This is a genomic window from Streptomyces canus, assembly GCF_001514145.1.
In the GTDB taxonomy this organism is placed as follows: Bacteria; Actinomycetota; Actinomycetes; order Streptomycetales; family Streptomycetaceae; genus Streptomyces; species Streptomyces canus.
In genome coordinates, this window is record NZ_KQ948668.1 from 15,856 (window position 1) to 35,041 (window position 19,186).

A 19,186-nucleotide genomic window follows, 5' to 3' on the forward strand; every position below is an offset into this window, starting at 1 on the left:
AGACGAAGACCCCTGCTGAGCAGGGGTCTTTCGCGTGTCAGGACTCCTCTGGTACCACCGGTGCATGGGAATGCAGCGGTTCATCGGCGTCGATCTCGCCTGGGCGCGGACCGGTACCCAGGATCAGCCCAACGAGACGGGTGTCGCGGTCATCGACGGGGCCGGCACAGTGATCGACTGCGGCTGGACCCGCGGGGTCGAGGAGACCGTCACGTGGATCGCCAAGGCGGCCGTCGACGGATCGACCCTGGCCTTTGTCGACGCGCCCCTGGTCGTCGACAACCCTGCGGGGCAACGACTCTGCGAGCGGGACGTCGGCCGCCGGTACGGCCGATGGAAGGTGAGCGCGAACAGCACCAACCAGAACTCCCGCCATCAGGCCGGAGTCCTGCTGCGTGAACGACTCCAGGAATCCGGCTGGATCTATCACGACGGACTCGACGGTCCGCCGACCGACGGGCTGGTCATGTCCGAGTGCTATCCGTACACGACCCTGGTCGGTGCCGCCGAGCTCGGATACGACCAGGAGCGCCCCCGGTACAAAAGGCCGGGGCGCAGGCCGCCGCAGGGATGGCGGGTGGCGCGGGCGCACGTGTGCGACGCGCTGATCGTCCGGCTGGCGAGCCTGGCCGAGGCCGACCCGCCGTTGCTGGTGGCGTCCCACCCGCTTTCCCGGCAGCTCATGACCGAGCCTTCGCCCGAGCGGGACGCTCCCTACAAGCATCGCGAAGACCTCGTCGACGCGCTGCTCTGCGCATGGACGGCCGCTCTGTGGTTCCGGCGCGGTCTCGTCCGCTGCCAGGTTCTCGGAGAGGCGGTTGCCGCGAGGCCCGGAGCGGCTCCCACGATCATCGCGCCCGCCCGGCCCGAACAGCGCCGCACCGGCCGGCGGAGTGAACCGGCTGCCGACCGGGCTGATGCCGCTCAGCCTCCGTCCGAGAACAGGCGGCGTACCAATTCGGGGTAAGGGATGCCCACTTCGGTGAGGATCGTCCGGAGAGCTTCGGGCGGGCCCGTACGGAGCGGGGCCGGGGCGCCGACACGACCCGGAACCGCGGAAAGATCACCGCCGCCGAACCGTGACTCCGGAGTGGCCGGGGGACGTATCTCGTAGGTGCGCCAGACGCGTGCCGGCGAATTCAGCAGCACCAGACGGGGTTTCGCCCACGCGACGAACGTCCAGCGGTCCCGGCTCCGGGCCCGGACGAGCACCGCGTCGGAGGTGTGCCGCCCGAGCCGGTCGGCGACTCTCGCGGCGACCGGTACCGGATTTCCGAAGGAGCCCTCGATCTCCCAGAGCCCGTCGTCGTACACGGCCGACCAGCCGGCCGCCGAGAGTTCCGCGATCACCTCGGCATACGGGTCGGCCTCCTGAGCGAGGCCGATGAGCCGCTCCACCTCGCTCCATGACGCGACACGGGCCAGCGCCTGCCGCGGCGCGATCATCAGGTCCTGCGCCCGGTCCGGCTCGGCTCTCGCGATCACGGCCTTGCTCCGTCGCCACGCGTGAGCGGCCCGTACGTCGTGTTCACCGCCACCGGTGAACACGGCGTCCTGGCTGAGCAGCGTCATCACCACGGCTGTGACCGCCTCCAGTCGTCGCCGGGACTCGGGCGGCGCCTGCTCGTCGGCGGCGGCGGTCTCGCCTTCCGGTGTCAGGGCGGTGAGGAGATCGCCGAGTCCGGCGCGCCAGCTGTCGTCGTCCTCGTCCCAGACTCCTGCGGCCAGCAGTTGGACGTACAGATTCGCCACGAGCAGCCGCATCGGGAGTCCGGACACGGGCTGCGGCTTGGGAGCGGCCAGTGTCCCCACCCAGCGCCGAGCCCAGTTGCGGCAGATGACCCGCTGCTCCGGCGCCACGTACGGTGCGAGGTCCTCGCCCGCCGGCTCCTCGTCCTCCGTGTCGTCCCCGTACGCCTCGTCGGCGTCCGCACCGGTGACCGCCGACACGACCCACGGTGACGTGGGTGCCTGCGGAAGGTCGAACTGTGAGGTGCCGAACGCCAGGTCCGTCAGCCGGTCCCCGAGCATCCGGCGGCAGTCCGCGAGGTAGGCGTCCCAGCGGTCCACCCCGCTGACGGCACTGACGACCCCGGGGCCGGACGTCGTGCTCGTCGCGGCGCTCCCCCCGGGCGCGGAGCTCCCCGCGATGAGTTCCCGCAGGCGCAACAGGTCCGCCTCGAAACGCCGTGCGGCGCGTTCGTCGGCGAAGAGGGCCTGTGCCGTGTAGTCGTACTTCAGGCTGGGCCCGCTGTCCGCGTCGCCACGGCGTGCGCAGTGCACCGGGCTGTAGACGAAGACGACGGCGGATTCGGCGGTGCCACCGTCGGGCCGGACGCAGGTCGCGCGCACCGCCGCGCCGGGCATCTCCGGAAGCGGGAACGACCAGGCCCGCCGTCCGGCGGGGACGCTGCCGATCTCGGTCCAGGAGCCCGGCGAGCCGTCCGGAGAAGTGCTGATCAAGACGGGTGTCGGACGACCCTGGTCCAGGCAGACGTGTAGACCGTCGCTGTCCACCTTGGCCCCGAGCAGGACCAGTGTGGGGGCGGTGGTGGTGACGGGCCGGATGGTGCGGCCCGTCAGGCTGCCGAGAGGAGTGACACGTCCCTCGTCGGGGAGCAGTGGTGAGGGCTCGGTGGCGAATACGGCGAGTTCGCAGTTGCCGCCCTCCCTCGTGCTGGTGCACAGTGCGGGCCCGGTGAGGTTGGGGCTTCCGGTCAGCGCGTACCGGCGGTCGCCCTGCTGCCACTGGATGAACTTGCCGTGGCGCATCCGGGTTTCGTCGAGCAGCCGTATCTCCGCGGACGAGTCCTTGAGGGCCCCCTTCACCGTTTCGGCGTCGTAGCTCGACCAACGAGGCTGGAGACCGAGGATCGCACGGCGCGGTGCGAGACGGTCGACGAGCTCGCGCAGGGCGTCACCGGTGGCGTCGACGAACGGGGCGTAGGCGTGCAGCTCGTCCACGGGGCCGGGGGGCAGTTGGCCCAGCAGGCCGCGGTGGAGGTTGTGCAGCAGCCGGGGCCCGGCATCCGAGTCACCGGAGGGGGCATTGATGTGACGCTCCGTCAGCAGCGCGGCAATTTCGCGTAGATGGGCCGCGGACCAGGGCGCGAGATCCACGACCGCGGGCAGTTCGTCCAGCCAGTCGGCGAGGTCGGCGAGGACCGGGTGGGAGGCGCCGTGCTCCGTCTCCACCACGGTCCACAGCTCGTCGTTGGCTCCCCAGCCGGACAGGGTGGGGTTTCCCGAGCCGACGGCGACCCGGCAGGCTTCCTCGCCGATCAGCAGTGCGACCTTGGGATGGAACGCGCCGCGACAGGTGGCGGGCCCGTGGAGGTAGCTGCGCCCGGCCATCCGTACGTCGACCGGGTCGTGGAGGCTCTGGGCGGCGTCACTGATGACCGCGGTGCGGGCGCCGAGACTGCGCGCGAGGGGAATCGCGACCTTCTCCAGGAAGGGAAGATCGACGGTGAACCCCATGAAGAGCGCCTCGTGCAAGGCCCCGTCGCCCTGCTCGTGCCACTCGTGCAGCAGCGTGACCGGGGAGGCGAACCGGGTGTGCTGGGCCACGCTCACGCGCTCAACTCCAAGATCGTCTGGCCGGCCGTGGTGACGGCATGACAGCCGTCCCGGACCGTGAAGAAACCCAACTGTTGTCCGAAGGAGCCGAGTTGCAGGAGACGCGTACCGATGTCGGAGTCCCCTTCGTCACCGGTCTTGAAGTACCGCTCGTCCCGCAGATGCAGCCGCGAGAAGATCTTCAGTCCGCCGGTCGCCCGGTCGTGGCGCAGTTTGGCGAGGGCGACCCTGCGGGACTGGGCGAGCATGTCGTCCACCAGGCGGGCGGCCAGATCGCTCATGGGCCGGTCGAGGTGGTCGACGACGAGGCCGTCGACCCAGGTGGGGTCCAGGAACTCGGCCGCACGCCGTCGCCGCCCCAGGAAGACGGCCCGTACGTCGCCGGGCAGATGGCCCTCCCGGGACCGGAGCGCGCCGACCAGCAGCAGGAGTACATCGGTCATCGGCGTGTCATCGCCCGGCTCAAGGAGTTGCCGTTCGGCCGGCAGCAAGTGGCCGGCGGTGTCCTTGAGCGGCGGCAGGTCGTCCAGAGCCTGCCGAAGTGTCCTGTTCGGAGCCTGCAGTGCCAGCCAGTCGCGGAGCTCCTCGGCGGACCGGTCGGCCTCGCCCTCCTTGGACCCGATCTCCGCCACCAGTGCCGCCCACAGCCTGCGCCAGGCGCCGACGGAGTAGTGACGCAGCAGTAGCCCTCGCCAGCCCGCGGCCTCCGGAATCGCGGCCAGGACCGGGTCGCCGGTCAGGGTCTCGCCGAACGCCACCGCCGAACGCAGCGTTTCCTGGTAGCCGTGGCCCTCGTGGCCGTGGAGCTCGATGGCGCGGCCGAGGGCACGCAGCGTGGCACGCCGGGTGCGGTCGGACGGCTCCCATTCCTCGGGAACGTGCACGCCTGCGGACGTGGTCGCGGTGATCAGTCGGGTGAGCCATTCCCGCTCGGCAGCGAGCGGCACCCCCAGGGCCGCCTGCCCGGCTCGCTCCAGTGCGGGGGAGGGCACGACGTCTCGTTCCGCGAGCGACAGCAGCGGGGCGAAGGCTTCGCCGACGGCGGCAGGGCAGCGGTGGCGGCCGGGCCTGAGCGCCCCCTGCTCGAGCTTCACGGTGCCGAGAACCACGGCAGGTCCGCCGTACTGGTCCCAGAAGCCCCAGCGGCGGGGCGAGTACGACTGGCCCAGTTCCTCTTCGTCCGCCGCTCGCGCCAGTTCCAGGCTCTCACCGCAAAAGCGACGCACCCGGTCGACCCCGTGGGCCGACCACTCCACTTCGGCCGACGCGCCCGCGCACTGAAGCGCGGCCAGCAGCACCTCGCAGTGGCGAACCAGCCCCCGGCACCCGGTGGCGTCGAGGTCCAGCCGCTCGGCATGGGCGGCGATCGCGGCGTACATCGAGTGGTACCGGAGGTACCGGGTCACGGTGGACACCCCCGGTACCAGGCGGTCCACCGCTCGCATCACCGGCCCTTCCACCGCCAGCGGATAGCGTCCGGACCGTACTCCCAGCCCCTGCACGGCCCATGCCGGCCCTTGGACGTCGACCGTCACTCCGCCACCTCCGCCTGCGACCTGCCCGCCCGCGCTGCCACGGGGTGCACCCAATGATCCACTCAAGGACCGCCCGCCGTACGGGAAACGGTGAGCGCGATGGTCATTTCCCCGTATGCCGTAATTCGGTTGACCCGGCCCCCGCGCTGCGGGCTCAATACCCGGCATGGCCGACATCCAGGGCACGTACGACGATCTGTTCTCCGCCGTCCCCAACAAGCTGGCAGCGCTGCTGGGGGAGGGGGATGTCGGGGGATCCGTGGCCGTCTTCGTGGGCGGTGAACCGGTGGTGGACGTCTGGGCCGGCTACGCCGACGCCGAGCGGACGGCCCCGTGGGAGCGGGACACGATCACGAACGTCTTCTCCACGACCAAGACGATGACGGCACTGTGCGCGCTGATCCTCGCCGACCGCGGGGAACTCGACCTGCACGCCCCGGTCGCCCGGTACTGGCCGGAGTTCGCCGCCGCCGGCAAGGAGAAGGTGCTGGTACGGCATCTGCTCTCGCACACCGCGGGACTGCCCCACTGGGAGGGCCCGGTCGAGGAGCTCTACGACTGGCCGGCCGCCACCGCACGGCTCGCCGCCCAGCCGCTGCTCTGGGAGCCCGGCACCGCGGCCGGCTACCACTCGCTCACCCAGGGATTCCTGGTCGGCGAGGTCCTGCGCCGGATCACCGGCCGCACCGTTGGCGAGTTCCTTGCCGACGAGGTGACCGGGCCCCTCGGAGCCGACTTCCACGTCGGACTCTCCGCCGAGCACGATCACCGCGTCGCCCTCACGGTCCCCCCGCCCGGCCGGGACGAGGACTACACCGCGGGCGCCGCCACCCCGGGTCCCGACGCGAAACCCTCCAGCGGGACCGCCCTGCGTGTCCGGGACGGCAACAGTGTGGCGTGGCGGCGCGCCCAGATTCCCGCCGCCAGCGGGTTCGGCAATGCCCGCTCCATCGCGCTCGTGCAGTCCGCGCTCGCGTGCGAAGGCACGGTCCTGGGCGTACGGCCGTTGTCGGCGGCGGGTGCCGGGCGGGCCCGGGAGGAGCAGTTCGCCGGCGAGGACCGCGTGATCGGCATGGCACAGCGGTACGGCCTGGGTTACGGCCTCTTCGGCAACACCTTCGGCTGGGGCGGCTGGGGCGGCTCCCTCGTCATGATCGACCCCGACGCCCGCATGGCGGTGGCGTACGCGACCAACCAGATGCGTGAACCCGCCGAGGACACCCGGGGGTTGGACCTCGTCATGTCCGCCTACGACGGCCTCCAGGGGCTGCGCCGCTGACCGCGGAAAACCCCGTGCGCTGACGCAGCCGGCTCCCTACACTCGCCATGACCAGGGAAGACGAGTGAGGGGAGTACGGCCATGTGCGTGCGCACAGCTGTCGCCGTCCCCCGGACGTCGTACGACGTGATCCTCGTGTCCCCGTCCCTCCGGTGCCCGCTGCGCGGCCGGCACCGGATGCCCGTGACGACTGCCTGAACGGTCGAGTACCGCCGTAGCACACATAGGTGGCGTGCCGTCATGTCGTCGTACGGGCCATTGCGCAGCCCTGTCATCACAGCACCGAAAGGCCATGGGCCGTGCGCACCAACAACCCCAACCCGCTCGCCGTCGTCCGCAACCTCGGCATCCTCGCCCACGTCGACGCCGGGAAGACCACCGTCACCGAGCGGATCCTGTACGCCACCGGAACCATGCACAAGCGCGGCGAGGTCCACGACGGCACCACCGTCACCGACTTCGACCCGCAGGAGCGGGACCGCGGGATCACCATCTTCGCGGCGGCCGTGAGCTGCGCGTGGGACGGGCACCGCCTCAACCTCATCGACACCCCGGGGCACGTCGACTTCGCCGACGAGGTGGAGCGCTCGCTCAGGGTGCTCGACGGGGCGGTCGCGGTGTTCGACGCGGTCGCGGGCGTGGAGCCGCAGAGCGAGTCGGTGTGGCGGCAGGCGGACCGGCACGGTGTGCCCAGGATCGCGTTCGTCAACAAGCTGGACCGCGCGGGCGCCGACCTGGATGCGGCCGTCGAATCGATCCGGCAGCGGCTGCATCCGGCCCCGCTGGTCGTGCAGTTGCCCATCGGCAGCGAGGACGGCTTCACCGGTGTCGTCGATCTGCTGAGGATGCGGGCGCTGACCTGGGCGGATGGCACCGCCGCTGCCGACGAGGGGCCCGTGCCGGACGATCTGCGTGAAGAAGCCCTACGGCGACGTCGATTGCTGGAGGAAGCGGTCGCCGAACGCCACCCGGCCGCCCTGGAGGAGTTCTGCGACCGGGAGACCGTCTCCGCGGACACCCTCACCGCCGCCCTGCGGGACCTCACCCGCAGCGGCGACGGCGTGGTCGTGCTGTGCGGCTCGGCCTACCGCAACTGCGGCATCGAACCGTTGCTGGACGCGGTCGTGGCGTATCTGCCGTCGCCGCTCGACGTGCCCGCCGTACGCGGTGAGAACGGCGAGGAGCGGCCCTGCGACCCGGCGGCGCCCTTCGCGGCGCTGGCGTTCAAGGTGAACGCCACCCCGACGGGGCGGCTGACGTACGTACGCGTGTACTCGGGAACGATCGAGAAGGGAGCCACCGTGTGGGACGCGGGTGCGCGGCGCACCGAGCGCGTCGGACGGATCCTGCGCGTACAGGCCGACCGGCACGCCCCGTTGGAACGGGCGGTCGCCGGCGACATCGTGGCCGTCGTCGGGCTGAAGTCGGCCCGCGCCGGCTCGACTTTGTGCGCGCCGGACGCCCCGCTCGTGCTCGAACCGCCCGGCGTGGCGGAGCCGGTCGTGTCGGTGGCGGTCGAGGCGGAGCGGTCAGCCGACACCGACAGGTTGGCCTCGGCGCTCGCCCGACTGGCCGAGGAGGACCCGTCGCTCGTCGTCCGCACGGACGCCGAGACCGGTCAGACCCTGCTCTCGGGCATGGGTGAACTGCATCTGGAGGTCGCTGTGGAGAAGGCGCGGCGCGAGCACGGCCTGACGCTCAACGTCGGCCGTCCGAGGGTGAGTTACCGCGAGACGGTCGGACGCGGGGTGTCCGGGCTGGTCTTCCGGCACGTCAAACAGGACGGCGGGGCTGGGCAGTTCGCGCATGTCGTGCTCGATGTGGAGCCGTCGGCGGAGGGGTTCGAGTTCCGCTCGGCCGTCGTCGGCGGGCGGGTCCCGCAGGAGTACGTCCGCGCGGTCGAGGCCGGCTGCCGGGATGCCCTGGCCGAGGGTCCTCTCGGCGGGCACCCGGTGACCGGGCTGCGGGTCACGCTCACCGACGGTTCGACCCATGTGAAGGACTCCTCGGACACGGCCTTCCGCACGGCGGGCCGGTTCGGCCTCCGGGAGGCGTTGTGTGCCTGCGCGATGGTCCTCCTGGAACCGGTCGTCGAGGTCACGGTCACCGTCCCCGAGGACGCCGTCGGCGCGGTGCTCGGCGACCTCGCCGCACGCCGCGGCCGGGTCTCGGGCTCGGTCACGCGCGGCGGTTCGGCGGTCGTCACGGCGACCGTGCCGCTGGCCGAACTCTTCGGCTACGCGACGAGATTGCGGAGCCGGACCCAGGGCCGCGGCACCTTCACGGCCCGGCCTACGGGGTACGCACCGGCTCCGGCGGTGACAACGGCACGGTGACGGCCGGGACGGAAGTCCCGTGACCGCAGGGTCGTAGGGCGGCCCGCACTCCCGCCCTACGACCCCTCCACCGGAACTCACACTCGTGGTCACCAGGAGGACGGAGGTGACGTGCGGGTGACCACGGCAGGAAGCTGCCCGCTCTCGATCACCTCCCGTGGGAGCGACAGCCCGAAGTGCTCACCGATGACCCTCAACACCCGGCGCTTCTCTTCGGCTGGTGCCGGCTCCTCGTCCGCACCCAGCAGGTCGTCCATGTCGTCCTCCGGTGGAATGACTCCGGCCGCCTCCAGCGCCGGGCGCAGCAGGTCCGGCTGGGCTCCTGTGGGGTGGTACCCGAAGCCCAACTCGAAGTGCAGCTGCACCTCGCCGTCGGCGAGGTACCTGAAGAAGGAGGGCGGATTGTCCGGCTGTGGGTCGAAGATCAATACCTCGGCGCCCCGGGACGTTGCCGGGTCCAGGGCCCAGCCTTCGCTGCCCACGCATTCCACGATGAACGACCAGTCGCCGCTTCGGCCGATGCGGCCGACGCAGTAGATCTGCGTGAGGTCGACCATGCGGTGCGCGTCCTGGACGGTGAGGGCGGCCCCGAATTCGACAGGTTCATGGTCGGCCATGCGTTCGGCCAGCTGCTGAGGGCTGAGGCCGCGGGCGCAGGTGATGTACAGGTCGGTGGCGCTCGGGCTCGTACCGCGCCAGGCGTCGGCTATCCATGCGAGACCGTCAGGCATCGCGGTTCGTTCCTTCCGTGCCACGACATGAGGCCGGTGGGGCACAGTGAGAACCAGTGCTGTGCCCCACCGACCGACCACCGGGGGTCTCAGCAGTCCCTGAACTCCGGCGACTGATTCAGCACCTGTGACCGTACCGACGTGAAGCGGGCGTAGGTCTCACCCGTGAGCGACTCCGGGCGGAAGGCCGCCACCCGGTGGCAGTTCTGGAAGGCCAGGGCCACGCCGAAGTGGCGTTCCAGGCTGCCGCGGATGGCGTCGCTGGCGAGGGCGCGCAGGAGCTGGCCGCGTTCCCGCTCGGACGGGGGAGGGGTCTGGTTGTCGGTGAACTCGACCGTGCCGTCACGCAGTTCGGTGGCGAGGGAGGCGATCAGGTCGTAGGCGTAGGGGAGGGACGTGCGGACCGTGTCCACGAAGTCCTCCTCGCGGATATCGCCCTGTTCGGCTGCGGCGAGGAGCTTCGGGGAGACGTCGAGAGACATGTGAGGGGGGTTCCTGTCCTGTGGTCGTGAACTGAAGGGAGGGGAGTCAGCCGAGGGAGGCCGGACCCGGTACGAAGTCCGGGTCCACCTGGGCCGTCAGATCGAGGCCGGTCGCCTCGTTCGCCCAGGAGCGGGCGTTGCGCAGATGGAACTCGACCGTGTGGCGGTGGAGCGCCGACCAGTCGCGGGGGTGGGAGTCGACGGCCTCGCGCAGGATCGTCAGAGCGTGCCGGTTGTGCGGCTCCAGACCGCCCAGGTCACCTTCGCCCCGGCCCTGTTCGGCGGCGCGTACCCAGGGCGAGTGGACCAGGTGGGTCAACAGGTCGTCGCCGACGTGTTCCTTGAGGAAGAGCAGGTCGTCCTCGCCGGTCACCTTGTTGCCGATCACGGCGATCCGGATCCCGAACTCCCGTGCGTGGTCGCGGTACTGGCGGTAGACCGAGACGCCCTTGCGGGTGGGTTCGGCCACCAGGAAGGTCACGTCGAAGCGGGTGAACAGGCCGGAGGCGAAAGCGTCCGCGCCGGCCGTCATGTCGACGACGACGTACTCGCCGGGGCCGTCGACCAGGTGGTTGAGGTACAGCTCCACCCCGCCCAGCTTGGAGTGGTAGCACGCCACGCCGAGATCGCTCTCCTCGAAGGCGCCCGTCACCATCAGCGGCACGTCACCCACCCGCCGGACGTGTCTGGCGTGCAGCTCGTCATCGCCCAGCAGCCGAAGCAGACGTGAGCCGCGGCCCGGCGGGGTCGTCTTGATCATCGCCTCGCGGGAGGCGATGCGCGGGTTGGCACCGCGCAGGTAGTCCTTGATGTCGGCCACGTGCGCGCCCAGCGGAGGGGCACCCAGGTCGTCGCCGTCATGGCCCAACGCCTCGGCCAGGTGCTGGTTGATGTCGCCGTCCACGGCCAGCACCGGTGCGCGGGAACGGGCCAGATGACGAGAGAAGAGCGCCGACAGCGTGGTCTTGCCGCTGCCGCCCTTGCCCACGAACGCGATGCGCACTACCGCTCCACCTTTTTGAAAATGGATGTCATGTTGGTAGGTTCTATGGCGTCCATTCGATCACTGTCAAATCGCCCCGCGATCAAGCCGGAAGGCTTAATGCATATGATGTGCAAGTGCGTGATTACAGCATCAGGGCCGCGTACCCGGACGACCTCGAAGGTGCGCGAGCCGTGATGCTCGACACCGTCTACCGCGACTTCGGAACCGGGTACGTGCCCCGCTGGCACGGCGATGTCATCGACCCGGCCGCCGCCTATCTCGTCCCGGCCCGCCACACCCTCCTCGTCGCCCTCGACCCGGAGGACGGAACCGTCGTGGCCACCGCCGCCCTCGACTCCCGCGGCCCCGCCCACCCGCCCAACCCGCGCGAGCTGGCCGAGCGCTACCCCTCCGGTGAGACCGCGCAGCTGCGCCGGATCTACGTCCGCCCAGAGCACCGCAGGCGCGGCCTCGCCCGCCGCCTGGTCGACGAGCTGCTCGCCTTCGCGGCCGCCGACGGCGGCTACCGCTCCGTGTATCTGCACACCGACCCCGCGGTCCCGGGCGCCGAACCCTTCTGGCGCACGATCGGCAAGGTCGTGCACGACGAACGCGAGACCACGGGCGGCGCGAGCAGCGTCGTCCACTTCGAGATACCGATGGGGCGATAGGACAACCATGCGACGCCGTCACCTGCTTGGCTCCCTGCTGCTCACCCCCGTGCTCACCGCCTGCTTCGCCTCCGGAGGCGAAGGCCCCGAAGGGACCGCGAGCGACGGCTCCCGTCTCCGCGTCGCCCTCGCCTTCCCACCCGCCGAGAACCTCTCTCCGTACGGTGCCGACGCCACCCTCCTCAGCCGCCTCGGCGTCACCGAGGGCCTGACCGCCCTCGACGCCAACGGCGCCGCCGCTCCCGCGCTCGCCGAGTCCTGGCGCCGCGAGAACGACCGCACCTGGCTGTTCACCCTGCGCGAGGCCACCTTCCAGGACGGTTCAGAGGTCACCCCGGCCGCGGTCGCCGCCGCCCTCACCCACGCCACCGAGGCCAAGCCCGCCCCGGCCGCCCTCTCCGGCGTCACCCTCACGGCCAAGGCGCAGAGCGCCGCCGTACGGATCACCACCACGAACCCCGACCCCGTGCTGCCCCTGCGCCTGTCCAGTCCCAGCCTCGCCGTGCTCTCCCCGAAGGCCTACCAGGACGGCGCCGACCCGGTCGGCACCGCGACCGGACCCTTCGAGCTCACCAAGGTCAACGGCTCCACGTCCGCCACCCTCGACCGCTTCGACGACTACTGGGGCGGCCGCGCCCAGGCCTCCGGCATCGACGCCCGCTTCATCGCCGACGGCACCGCCCGCGCCAACGCCGTGCGCACCGGCCAGGTCGACATCGCCGAGGCGATCCCCGTCGCCCAGGCCGCAACCCTCGACCAGGCCACCCTCAAGGAGACCGCGACCACCCGCACCACGAGCCTGCAACTCAACACCCGGTCCGGCCCCTTCAAGGACCCGAAGCTGCGCGCCGCCGCCCGCGAGGCCGTCGACAGCTCCGCCGTCGTCAAGGGCGTCTTCGAGGGGTACGCCGATCCCGGCGCCGGCATCTACGGACCGGCCGTGACCTGGGCCGAGGGCAAGCGTGTGCAGCCCACCGGTCGCGCGAGGGCCGCCAAGCCGAACGGCACCGCCGTCACCCTCGCCACCTATGACAACCGGCCCGAACTCCCCGAGGTCGCCCAGGTCCTCCAACAGCAGCTCCAGAAGGCCGGGTTCAAGGTCACCCTGGAGGTGCGCGAGTACTCACGGCTCGAGAGCGACGCGCTCGACGGGAAGTTCGACGCGTTCATCGGCGCCCGCAACAGCCTCGTCGACACCGGCGACCCCGTCGGCGTCCTCGCGAGCGACTACACCTGCGACGGCGGGTACAACCTCGCCCGGCTGTGCGACAAGAGGGTTGACCGGGCGGTCGCCGAGACCGGCGCCGTGGCCGACACCGGCGAGCGGCAGGACGCCGCCATGCGCGCCGAAGCGGCGATCCTCGGCACCGACGCCGTGGTCCCGCTGGCCCACCAGGGGATCATCGTCGGCGTCGCCACCGACGTGCGGGGCGTGCTCCTCGACCCGTACGAGCGGACCCTGGTCGGCACAGGAACGCGACGCTGATCCATGGGATACCGCGCGGCCACCCTGCTGTGGCGTGTCCTGCTCGCGGCCGCCCTGGTGTGCGGGATCGGCCTGCTGCCCTGGCTGTCCCGCACCGACCCGGCGCTCACCGTGCTCAAGGCCCGCTCGGCGGACCGCGACCCGACGCCGCGGGTACTGGCCGACATCCGAGCCCAACTCGACCTGGACCAGGGCCCCTTGCACCTGCTCGGCCAATGGCTCGGCGGGCTGCCCCGCGGGGACGCCGGCCGGTCCTGGCTGAACGGCACGGAGGTCACCCCGAGCGTCGTCCAGGCACTCGGGGTGACCCTGCTGCTGGTCACCGTGGCGCTCGCGGTCGCCGCCGCCACCGCCGCCCTGGTGTGCGCCCGCACGCTGTGGCTCGGGGCGCACCGACGCCTCGACGGGCGACGGGCCGGAGGCGGCGCCTCGGCGATGCTCGCCGCGCTGCCCGAGTTCCTCACCGCCTCCGTGCTGGCCACCGTCGTCGGCGTACAACTCGGCTGGCTGCCCGCCCTCGGCTGGTACGGCCCCCAGTGGACGGTCCTGCCCGCCCTCGCCCTCGGCCTGCCCGCCGGGGCCGTGCTCGGCCGCCTCCTCGACGACCTGCTGCCCGGCGCGTTCGCCGAACCCTGGGTGCTGGCCGCCGAGGCCCGCGGACTGCCGGGCCGAACCCTTGCCGCCAAGGCGGTCCGCCGCTGCGTCCCCGCGCTGCTGCCCAACCTGGGCCTGTTCGTCGTGGGCCTCACGGCCGGTTCCGTCGCCGTGGAGCAGATCTACGACATCCCCGGCCTCGGCCGCACCACCCTGCAGGCCGCCCTCGCACAGGACCTGCCCGTACTCCAGGCCGGCACCCTCGCCCTCCTGCTCCTCGCCGTCACCACCACCGGCATCGCGGCACTCGCCGTCCGCCGCCTGACCGGCCCGGCCCTGCGCGACGGCGCCCTGGACTCCCTGCACCGGCCGCGACGGTCCGACCGCAGCGCCCTGCCTCTCGTGTACGGCGGCCTCCTGACCGCCGTCATCGGGCTCGGCCTGCTCCGCGACCCGCTCGCCCTGGACACCGGCGCCCGGCTCCAATCGCCCTCCTGGGCGCATCCGTTCGGCACCGACGCGCTCGGCCGGGACCTGCTCGCCCGGGTCGGCCACGGCGCCCTCGACACCCTGCTGACCGCCCTCGCCATCAGCGCCACCGCACTGGTCGTCGGCGTCCTGCTCGGACTGCTGCCCCGGCTGTCCGGGCCGCTCGTCGACACCGTCAACGCCGTACCGCCGGTGCTCGCCGCGCTGCTCGTGACCGCCGTCGCCGGGAGCGGCGCCGCCACCCCCGCGATCGCCGTGGCCACCGTCTCCTGGGCGGCGCTCGCCGCGCACACCTCCTCGCTGCTCCGGCAGGAGCACGCCACCCCGCATCTGACGGCCACCCGAGGTCTGGGCGCGAACCGCTGGTACCTCCTGCGGTACGAAGTGCTGCCCGCGATCCTGCCGCCCGTCACCCGGCACGCCCTGCTGCGCCTGCCCGGAGTCGCCCTCGCCCTCGCCTCCCTCGGCTTCCTCGGCCTGGGCACTCAGCCGCCCTCCCCGGAGTGGGGCCTGCTCCTCGCTGAGAACCAGCCCTACGCCGAACGCGCACCCTGGGCCGTCCTCGCCCCCGCCGCCGCCCTCGCCCTGCTGGGCGCGCTGGCGGTGAGTTCGGCGGGCGGGGTGCGGTGGCCGCGACGGCGTGCGCGTCCTCGTGCGACCGCGACCGGACCAGAACTGCCTTTGCGTACGCCGGAGTTGGTGGAGGCCGGGTGACGTCGACGCCAGTCGATCTGCGGACGCCCATCCCGCTTTCTCCGCTGCTACGGCTGCTGATCCTCACGCAACTCGCCTTCAACATCGGCTTCTTCGCCGTGCTGCCCTTTCTGTCCGAGCATCTGGGGCAGGCCGTCGGCATGGCGGGCTGGCTGGTCGGATTCGTGCTGGGTCTGAGGACCTTCAGCCAGCAGGGGCTGTTCGTGGTGGGCGGGGCGCTCGCCGACCGGTACGGGATCCGGCCGGTCGTCCTGGCCGGATGTGTGCTGCGGATCGCCGGGTTCGGCTGGCTGGGGTACGCCGAACGGACGGGGGCGGTCATCGGGGCCGTGCTGCTCATCGGGTTCGCCGCCGCCCTGTTCTCGCCTGCGGTGGAGTCGGAGGTCGCCCGCCAGGCCGTCGTCCATGAGGAAGCGGGCGGTGGACGCACCCGCGTGCTCGCGCTGTTCACCGTCGCAGGGCAGGCTGGGGCGTTCGTGGGGCCGTTGCTCGGCGCGGTGTTGCTGTCGGTGGACTTCCGGGCGGTGTGTCTGACGGGTGCCGGGGTCTTCGTGCTCGTCCTCGCCGGGCACGCGTGGATGTTGCCGCAGCACATTCCGGGGCGGCAACGGGTGCGACTGAAAGGCGGGCTGGGGGCGCTGGTCCGCAACCGCCGCTTCCTCGCGCTGTGCTGCGCGTACGGTGCCTACCTGCTCGCCTACAACCAGCTGTACCTCGCCCTCCCCGACGAGGTGGAACGCGCGACGGGTTCGCAGTCCGCGCTGGCCTGGCTGTTCGCGCTGTCCTCGCTGCTGGTGGTGACCGCCCAGCTCCCCGTCACCCGCTGGGCCGGCTCCCGACTGTCGTTGCGCCGGTCCATGGTGGCCGGACTGCTGCTGATCGGCGCGGGGTTCGCGGTCGTCGCCGTGTCGCGGCCCGCGGACTGGACCGGTACGGCGGGCTTGTTGCCCTCGGCCGGGTTCGTCGTCCTGCTCACCTTCGGGCAGATGCTCGTCGCACCCGTGGCCCGGGCCTGGGTTCCGGACCTCGCCGAGGAGGGCCGACCAGGCCTCTACACCGGGGCGTTGTCCTCGGTCTCCGGACTGATCGTCCTGGTCGGCAGCTCGGCCACAGGCTCGCTGCTGGACGCCGGACTGCCGGCCGCGGTGCTGTGGCTGGTACTGACAGCGGTACCGATCGCGGCGATCGGTCTGTTGCCGCGGCGGTAGGGCCTGTGCGGGTGGGCGGAGGCGGTCCGGCTCTGGTGGGGCCGGCCGTGGTGCGGGTGTCGGCCCCGCTATGGAGGGAGGGTCGGCCGGTCACCGTGGTGTGGCTGGTTCCGGTCGTGGGGGTCGGGCTGTGGCCGGGGCGGTAGGGCCTGCGCGGGCGGGCCGGCCTGGGCACGCGGTGCCGGTCGCGGGGTCGGGTTGTTGCTGCGGCGGTAGGGCCTGTGCGGGTGGGCGGAGGCGGTCCGGCTCTGGTGGGGCCGGCCGTGGTGAGGGTGTCGGCCCCGACTCGGAGGGAGGGTCGGCCGGTCACCGTGGTGTGGCTGGTGCCGGTCGTGGGGGTCGGGCTGTTGCCGGGGCGGTAGGGCCTGGGCACGGTGCCGGTCGCGGGGTCGGGTTGTTGCTGCGGCCGTAGGGCCCTGTGACAGGGGCGAGGTGGCCCGGTTCCGGGCGGGCTCGCCGTTCCGCGGGTGCCGGTTCTGGCGCGGGCCGAGGGCCGGTCGGGCACAGTGTCCACGTCAGGAAACCGTTGAAGGGTCAGGCAGGCCCACCCAGGAACCCAGCAGACGGCTCGCGCGCCCGGTCGCTCCGCCGGTGTGGCCGCTCGATCCGCCGTGACGCGGAGCTCTCGGCGATAGGGTCCACCCCATGGAGACTCAGGACATCCGGGTGGAGATCGCCCGGGAGGCGGACCAGGGGCTTGTCGACGCCTTCGCGCGGATGCTGCCGCAGCTGTCCTCGACGGCCGAGGCCCTCGACCTCGCGGCGCTCGACCGCATCCTGGCCTGTGACGCCAACACCATGCTGATCGCCAGGTCGTCGGCCGGGTCGGTCATCGGCACGCTCACCCTGGTCATGTTCCCCGCGCCCGCCGGACTGCGGGCCCGTATCGAGGACGTGATCGTCGATCACGAGGCACGCGGCCAGGGCATCGCCGGACTGCTGATCCGGGAGGCCATCCGGCTCGCCCGGGAGGCCGGGGCCCGTACCGTCGATCTGACCTCCCGCCCGGACCGGGCGGCGGCCAACCGGCTGTACGAGCGGCAGGGGTTCCGGCAGCGGGAGTCGATGGTGTACCGCGTGCCGCTCAAAAGCTGACCTTCGAGCCGGCAGCGCCTCAGGAGGCCACCGCCTCCGGCTCCCGCTCCCGCTCCACCGCCACGAACTCCAGCTCCAGCAGCTCGCCCACCGCCGCCTGGTCCGCCCGGTGCGTGCGCCACAGCCACAGGATGTCCCGGCCGAACGACCAGACCAGCGTCCCCAGAGCGACGGCCACGACCCCGAAGGTCGCCGAGTACGGCAGGTATCCGGACGCGGCCACGAGCAGCAGGATCCCCTGCAGCGCGGCCACCGTCTTGCGGGCCATGCTCGGCGGCAGGGGGGCGTTCAGCCAGTCCCAGACGCGGGCCGCGGCGACGAAGCCGTAACGCATGGCGCCGATCAGCAGGACCCACGGACCCTGCGACATCGAGACGTACACACTGAGCACCAGGATCAGGAACGCGTCGACCTCCATGTCGAACCGCGCGCCCAGCGGGGTCGAGGTGCCCGTGGCACGGGCGACCTTGCCGTCGACGCCGTCGAGGATCAGAGCCACCGCGGTCAGGCCCACGAACAGCGTCACCGGCGGGGAGTCCTGGAAGGAGTCCGCGACCAGCGCGGTCACTCCGCCGACGAGGGTGGCCCGGCCGAGGGTCACCCGGTTGGCCGGACCGAAGGAGCGGGGCCGGGTGCGGTGCAGTGCCCTGGAGAGCACGGCCCAGGTGGCGACGGCGAAGGCGAGGCCGGTCAGCCAGCCCGCGGGCCCCATGCCGATCGCCGTGCCGAGCAGGGCCAGCAACAGGATCTGCAGACCCGCTCCCACAGCGGTCTCCTGCTGGACCAGCCTTGCTTCGTAAGTGTTGTTCAGGGCCACCGCACATTCCTCCGGCCAGATGACAGAGTCGATCAAGGCCGCGTACTGTGCGCGGCCTGTGCACATCTCGGTACGTGACGAGGTACGTGCCCGGGTTCCCGATCGTTCAGGAGGTTCTCGATGAAGGCCGCCGCACGCGCGTTCTGGCTCCGCTCTCCGGGCGAGGGCGAGCTACGGGAGGTCACCCTTCCGGCCCCGCGTGAGGACGAGGTGCTGGTCCGCTCGCTGTACTCAGGAGTCAGCAGGGGCACGGAGACACTCGTGTTCCGCGGCGGGGTGCCCGAGAGCCAGTACGCGACCATGCGGGCACCGTTCCAGGAGGGCGACTTCCCGGGGCCGGTGAAGTACGGCTACCTCAGCGTCGGAGTGGTGGAGGAGGGGCCCTCCGCGGTGAAGGGCAGGACCGTCTTCTGTCTGTACCCGCATCAGACGCGGTACGTAGTTCCCGCGAGCGCCGTGACGGTCGTACCGGACGACGTGCCCGCCGCACGGGCCGTCCTCGCCGGCACGGTCGAGACCGCCGTGAACGCCCTCTGGGACGCGGCCCCCCTGATCGGCGACCGGATCGCGGTGGTCGGCGGCGGCATGGTCGGCAGCTCGGTCGCCGCGCTGCTGGCCCGCTTTCCGGGCGTCCGGGTCCAGTTGGTGGACGCCGACCCCGCCCGCGCCAAGACCGCCGAGGCCCTCGGCGTCGGCTTCGCGACCCCCGCGGACGCCCTCGGCGACTGCGACCTCGTCGTCCACGCCAGCGCCACCGAACAGGGCCTCGCCCGCTCCCTGGAACTCCTCAGCGCCGAGGGCACGGTTCTCGAACTGAGCTGGTACGGCGACCGCAAGGTCGCCCTCCCGCTCGGCGAGGCCTTCCACTCCCGGCGGCTCGTCATCCGCAGCAGCCAGGTCGGCACCGTGTCCCCGGCGCGCGGCAACCGCAGCTACGGCGACCGGCTCGCCCTCGCGCTGAAGCTGCTCGCCGATCCGGCGCTCGACGCCCTCATCACGGGGGAAAGCGCGTTCGAAGAACTTCCCGAGGTGATGCCGAAGCTGGCCAGTGGGGAAATTGCGGCCCTCTGTCACCTCGTGAGGTACGACAAGAGCGCCTGACCTGAGAAAAGAGTGAGAGACGGCTGAACAAGGGGACGCGAAGGGCCGTACTACACGGCATCCCCCGGCAGGGTTCAGCCGGGG

General features: G+C 71.9%; 15 protein-coding genes. 9 read left to right on the forward strand and 6 right to left on the reverse strand.

Annotated elements, in window-relative coordinates; all coding sequences use genetic code 11:
• Positions 1-64: 64 nt before the first annotated feature.
• Positions 65-967 carry a DUF429 domain-containing protein gene (locus AQJ46_RS34210; RefSeq protein WP_079072537.1) on the forward strand — a complete coding sequence of 301 codons (903 nt, stop codon included), beginning with the start codon at positions 65-67 and terminating at the stop codon, positions 965-967.
• On the opposite strand, the gene AQJ46_RS34215 is transcribed toward AQJ46_RS34210, so the two are convergent.
• The gene (locus AQJ46_RS34215; protein WP_059209250.1) at positions 925-3,576 is read right to left on the reverse strand and encodes a phospholipase D-like domain-containing protein; all 2,652 of its coding nucleotides are present in this window, start codon (positions 3,574-3,576) and stop codon (positions 925-927) included. The two genes, AQJ46_RS34210 and AQJ46_RS34215, sit on opposite strands and share 43 nt — an antisense overlap.
• Positions 3,573-5,114 (reverse strand): hypothetical protein, encoded by a 1,542-nt coding sequence (locus AQJ46_RS34220; protein ID WP_225887466.1) that lies wholly within the window; start codon positions 5,112-5,114, stop codon positions 3,573-3,575. Before AQJ46_RS34220 ends, AQJ46_RS34215 begins: the two co-directional genes overlap by 4 nt.
• Positions 5,115-5,280: 166 nt before the next feature.
• On the opposite strand from AQJ46_RS34220, the gene AQJ46_RS34225 reads away from it, so the two are divergent.
• Together AQJ46_RS34225 and fusA are read left to right on the forward strand one after the other, a co-directional pair.
• Positions 5,281-6,393, forward strand: a complete 1,113-nt coding sequence (locus AQJ46_RS34225) for a serine hydrolase domain-containing protein (protein ID WP_059209251.1) — start codon at positions 5,281-5,283, stop codon at positions 6,391-6,393.
• A 299-nt stretch (positions 6,394-6,692) separates the two neighbouring features.
• Positions 6,693-8,729, forward strand: coding sequence for an elongation factor G (fusA, locus tag AQJ46_RS34230; RefSeq protein ID WP_059209252.1), 2,037 nt, complete (start codon positions 6,693-6,695; stop codon positions 8,727-8,729).
• 89 nt (positions 8,730-8,818) lie between these two features.
• On the opposite strand, the gene AQJ46_RS34235 is transcribed toward fusA, so the two are convergent.
• From AQJ46_RS34235 to AQJ46_RS34245, 3 genes are all read right to left on the reverse strand, one after another.
• Positions 8,819-9,460: a DUF6461 domain-containing protein gene (locus tag AQJ46_RS34235; protein ID WP_059209253.1), complete on the reverse strand. Its 642-nt coding sequence runs from the start codon at positions 9,458-9,460 to the stop codon at positions 8,819-8,821.
• Between the two features lie 89 nt (positions 9,461-9,549).
• Positions 9,550-9,942 carry an SCO5389 family protein gene (locus AQJ46_RS34240; RefSeq protein ID WP_057612659.1) on the reverse strand — a complete coding sequence of 131 codons (393 nt, stop codon included), beginning with the start codon at positions 9,940-9,942 and terminating at the stop codon, positions 9,550-9,552.
• 46 nt (positions 9,943-9,988) lie between these two features.
• Positions 9,989-10,945 (reverse strand): ATP-binding protein, encoded by a 957-nt coding sequence (locus tag AQJ46_RS34245; protein ID WP_059209254.1) that lies wholly within the window; start codon positions 10,943-10,945, stop codon positions 9,989-9,991.
• A gap of 116 nt (positions 10,946-11,061) precedes the next feature.
• Between AQJ46_RS34245 and AQJ46_RS34250 the strand changes: the two genes are divergently transcribed.
• The 5 genes from AQJ46_RS34250 (at position 11,062) to AQJ46_RS34270 (ending at position 17,184) form a co-directional block, all read left to right on the forward strand.
• Entirely contained in the window at positions 11,062-11,598 is a 537-nt protein-coding gene (locus AQJ46_RS34250) for a GNAT family N-acetyltransferase (RefSeq protein ID WP_059209255.1), read from the forward strand.
• A gap of 7 nt (positions 11,599-11,605) precedes the next feature.
• The gene (locus AQJ46_RS34255) at positions 11,606-13,084 is read left to right on the forward strand and encodes an ABC transporter substrate-binding protein (RefSeq protein ID WP_059209256.1); all 1,479 of its coding nucleotides are present in this window, start codon (positions 11,606-11,608) and stop codon (positions 13,082-13,084) included.
• A gap of 3 nt (positions 13,085-13,087) precedes the next feature.
• On the forward strand, positions 13,088-14,881 hold the full coding sequence (locus AQJ46_RS34260) for an ABC transporter permease subunit (protein WP_059209257.1): 1,794 nt from the start codon (positions 13,088-13,090) through the stop codon (positions 14,879-14,881).
• Complete coding sequence (locus tag AQJ46_RS34265) at positions 14,878-16,089, forward strand: MDR family MFS transporter (protein ID WP_059209258.1); 1,212 nt, start codon at positions 14,878-14,880, stop codon at positions 16,087-16,089. The genes AQJ46_RS34260 and AQJ46_RS34265 overlap by 4 nt, the downstream gene beginning before the upstream one ends.
• Positions 16,090-16,734: 645 nt before the next feature.
• Positions 16,735-17,184 (forward strand): GNAT family N-acetyltransferase, encoded by a 450-nt coding sequence (locus AQJ46_RS34270; protein ID WP_059209259.1) that lies wholly within the window; start codon positions 16,735-16,737, stop codon positions 17,182-17,184.
• A gap of 19 nt (positions 17,185-17,203) precedes the next feature.
• On the opposite strand, the gene AQJ46_RS34275 is transcribed toward AQJ46_RS34270, so the two are convergent.
• Entirely contained in the window at positions 17,204-18,001 is a 798-nt protein-coding gene (locus tag AQJ46_RS34275) for a CDP-alcohol phosphatidyltransferase family protein (RefSeq protein WP_059209260.1), read from the reverse strand.
• Between the two features lie 120 nt (positions 18,002-18,121).
• Between AQJ46_RS34275 and AQJ46_RS34280 the strand changes: the two genes are divergently transcribed.
• Complete coding sequence (locus AQJ46_RS34280; RefSeq protein WP_059209261.1) at positions 18,122-19,102, forward strand: zinc-dependent alcohol dehydrogenase; 981 nt, start codon at positions 18,122-18,124, stop codon at positions 19,100-19,102.
• Positions 19,103-19,186 lie beyond the last annotated feature (84 nt).

What these genes read in the sequence shown, in the direction of transcription:
- AQJ46_RS34210 (WP_079072537.1), top strand. Translation starts at nt 65, where the DNA reads ATGGGAATGCAGCGGTTCATCGGCGTCGATCTCGCCTGGGCGCGGACC.
- AQJ46_RS34225 (WP_059209251.1), top strand. Translation starts at nt 5,281, where the DNA reads ATGGCCGACATCCAGGGCACGTACGACGATCTGTTCTCCGCCGTCCCC.
- AQJ46_RS34235 (WP_059209253.1), bottom strand. Translation starts at nt 9,460, where the DNA reads ATGCCTGACGGTCTCGCATGGATAGCCGACGCCTGGCGCGGTACGAGC.
- AQJ46_RS34240 (WP_057612659.1), bottom strand. Translation starts at nt 9,942, where the DNA reads ATGTCTCTCGACGTCTCCCCGAAGCTCCTCGCCGCAGCCGAACAGGGC.
- AQJ46_RS34255 (WP_059209256.1), top strand. Translation starts at nt 11,606, where the DNA reads ATGCGACGCCGTCACCTGCTTGGCTCCCTGCTGCTCACCCCCGTGCTC.
- AQJ46_RS34260 (WP_059209257.1), top strand. Translation starts at nt 13,088, where the DNA reads ATGGGATACCGCGCGGCCACCCTGCTGTGGCGTGTCCTGCTCGCGGCC.
- AQJ46_RS34270 (WP_059209259.1), top strand. Translation starts at nt 16,735, where the DNA reads ATGGAGACTCAGGACATCCGGGTGGAGATCGCCCGGGAGGCGGACCAG.
- AQJ46_RS34280 (WP_059209261.1), top strand. Translation starts at nt 18,122, where the DNA reads ATGAAGGCCGCCGCACGCGCGTTCTGGCTCCGCTCTCCGGGCGAGGGC.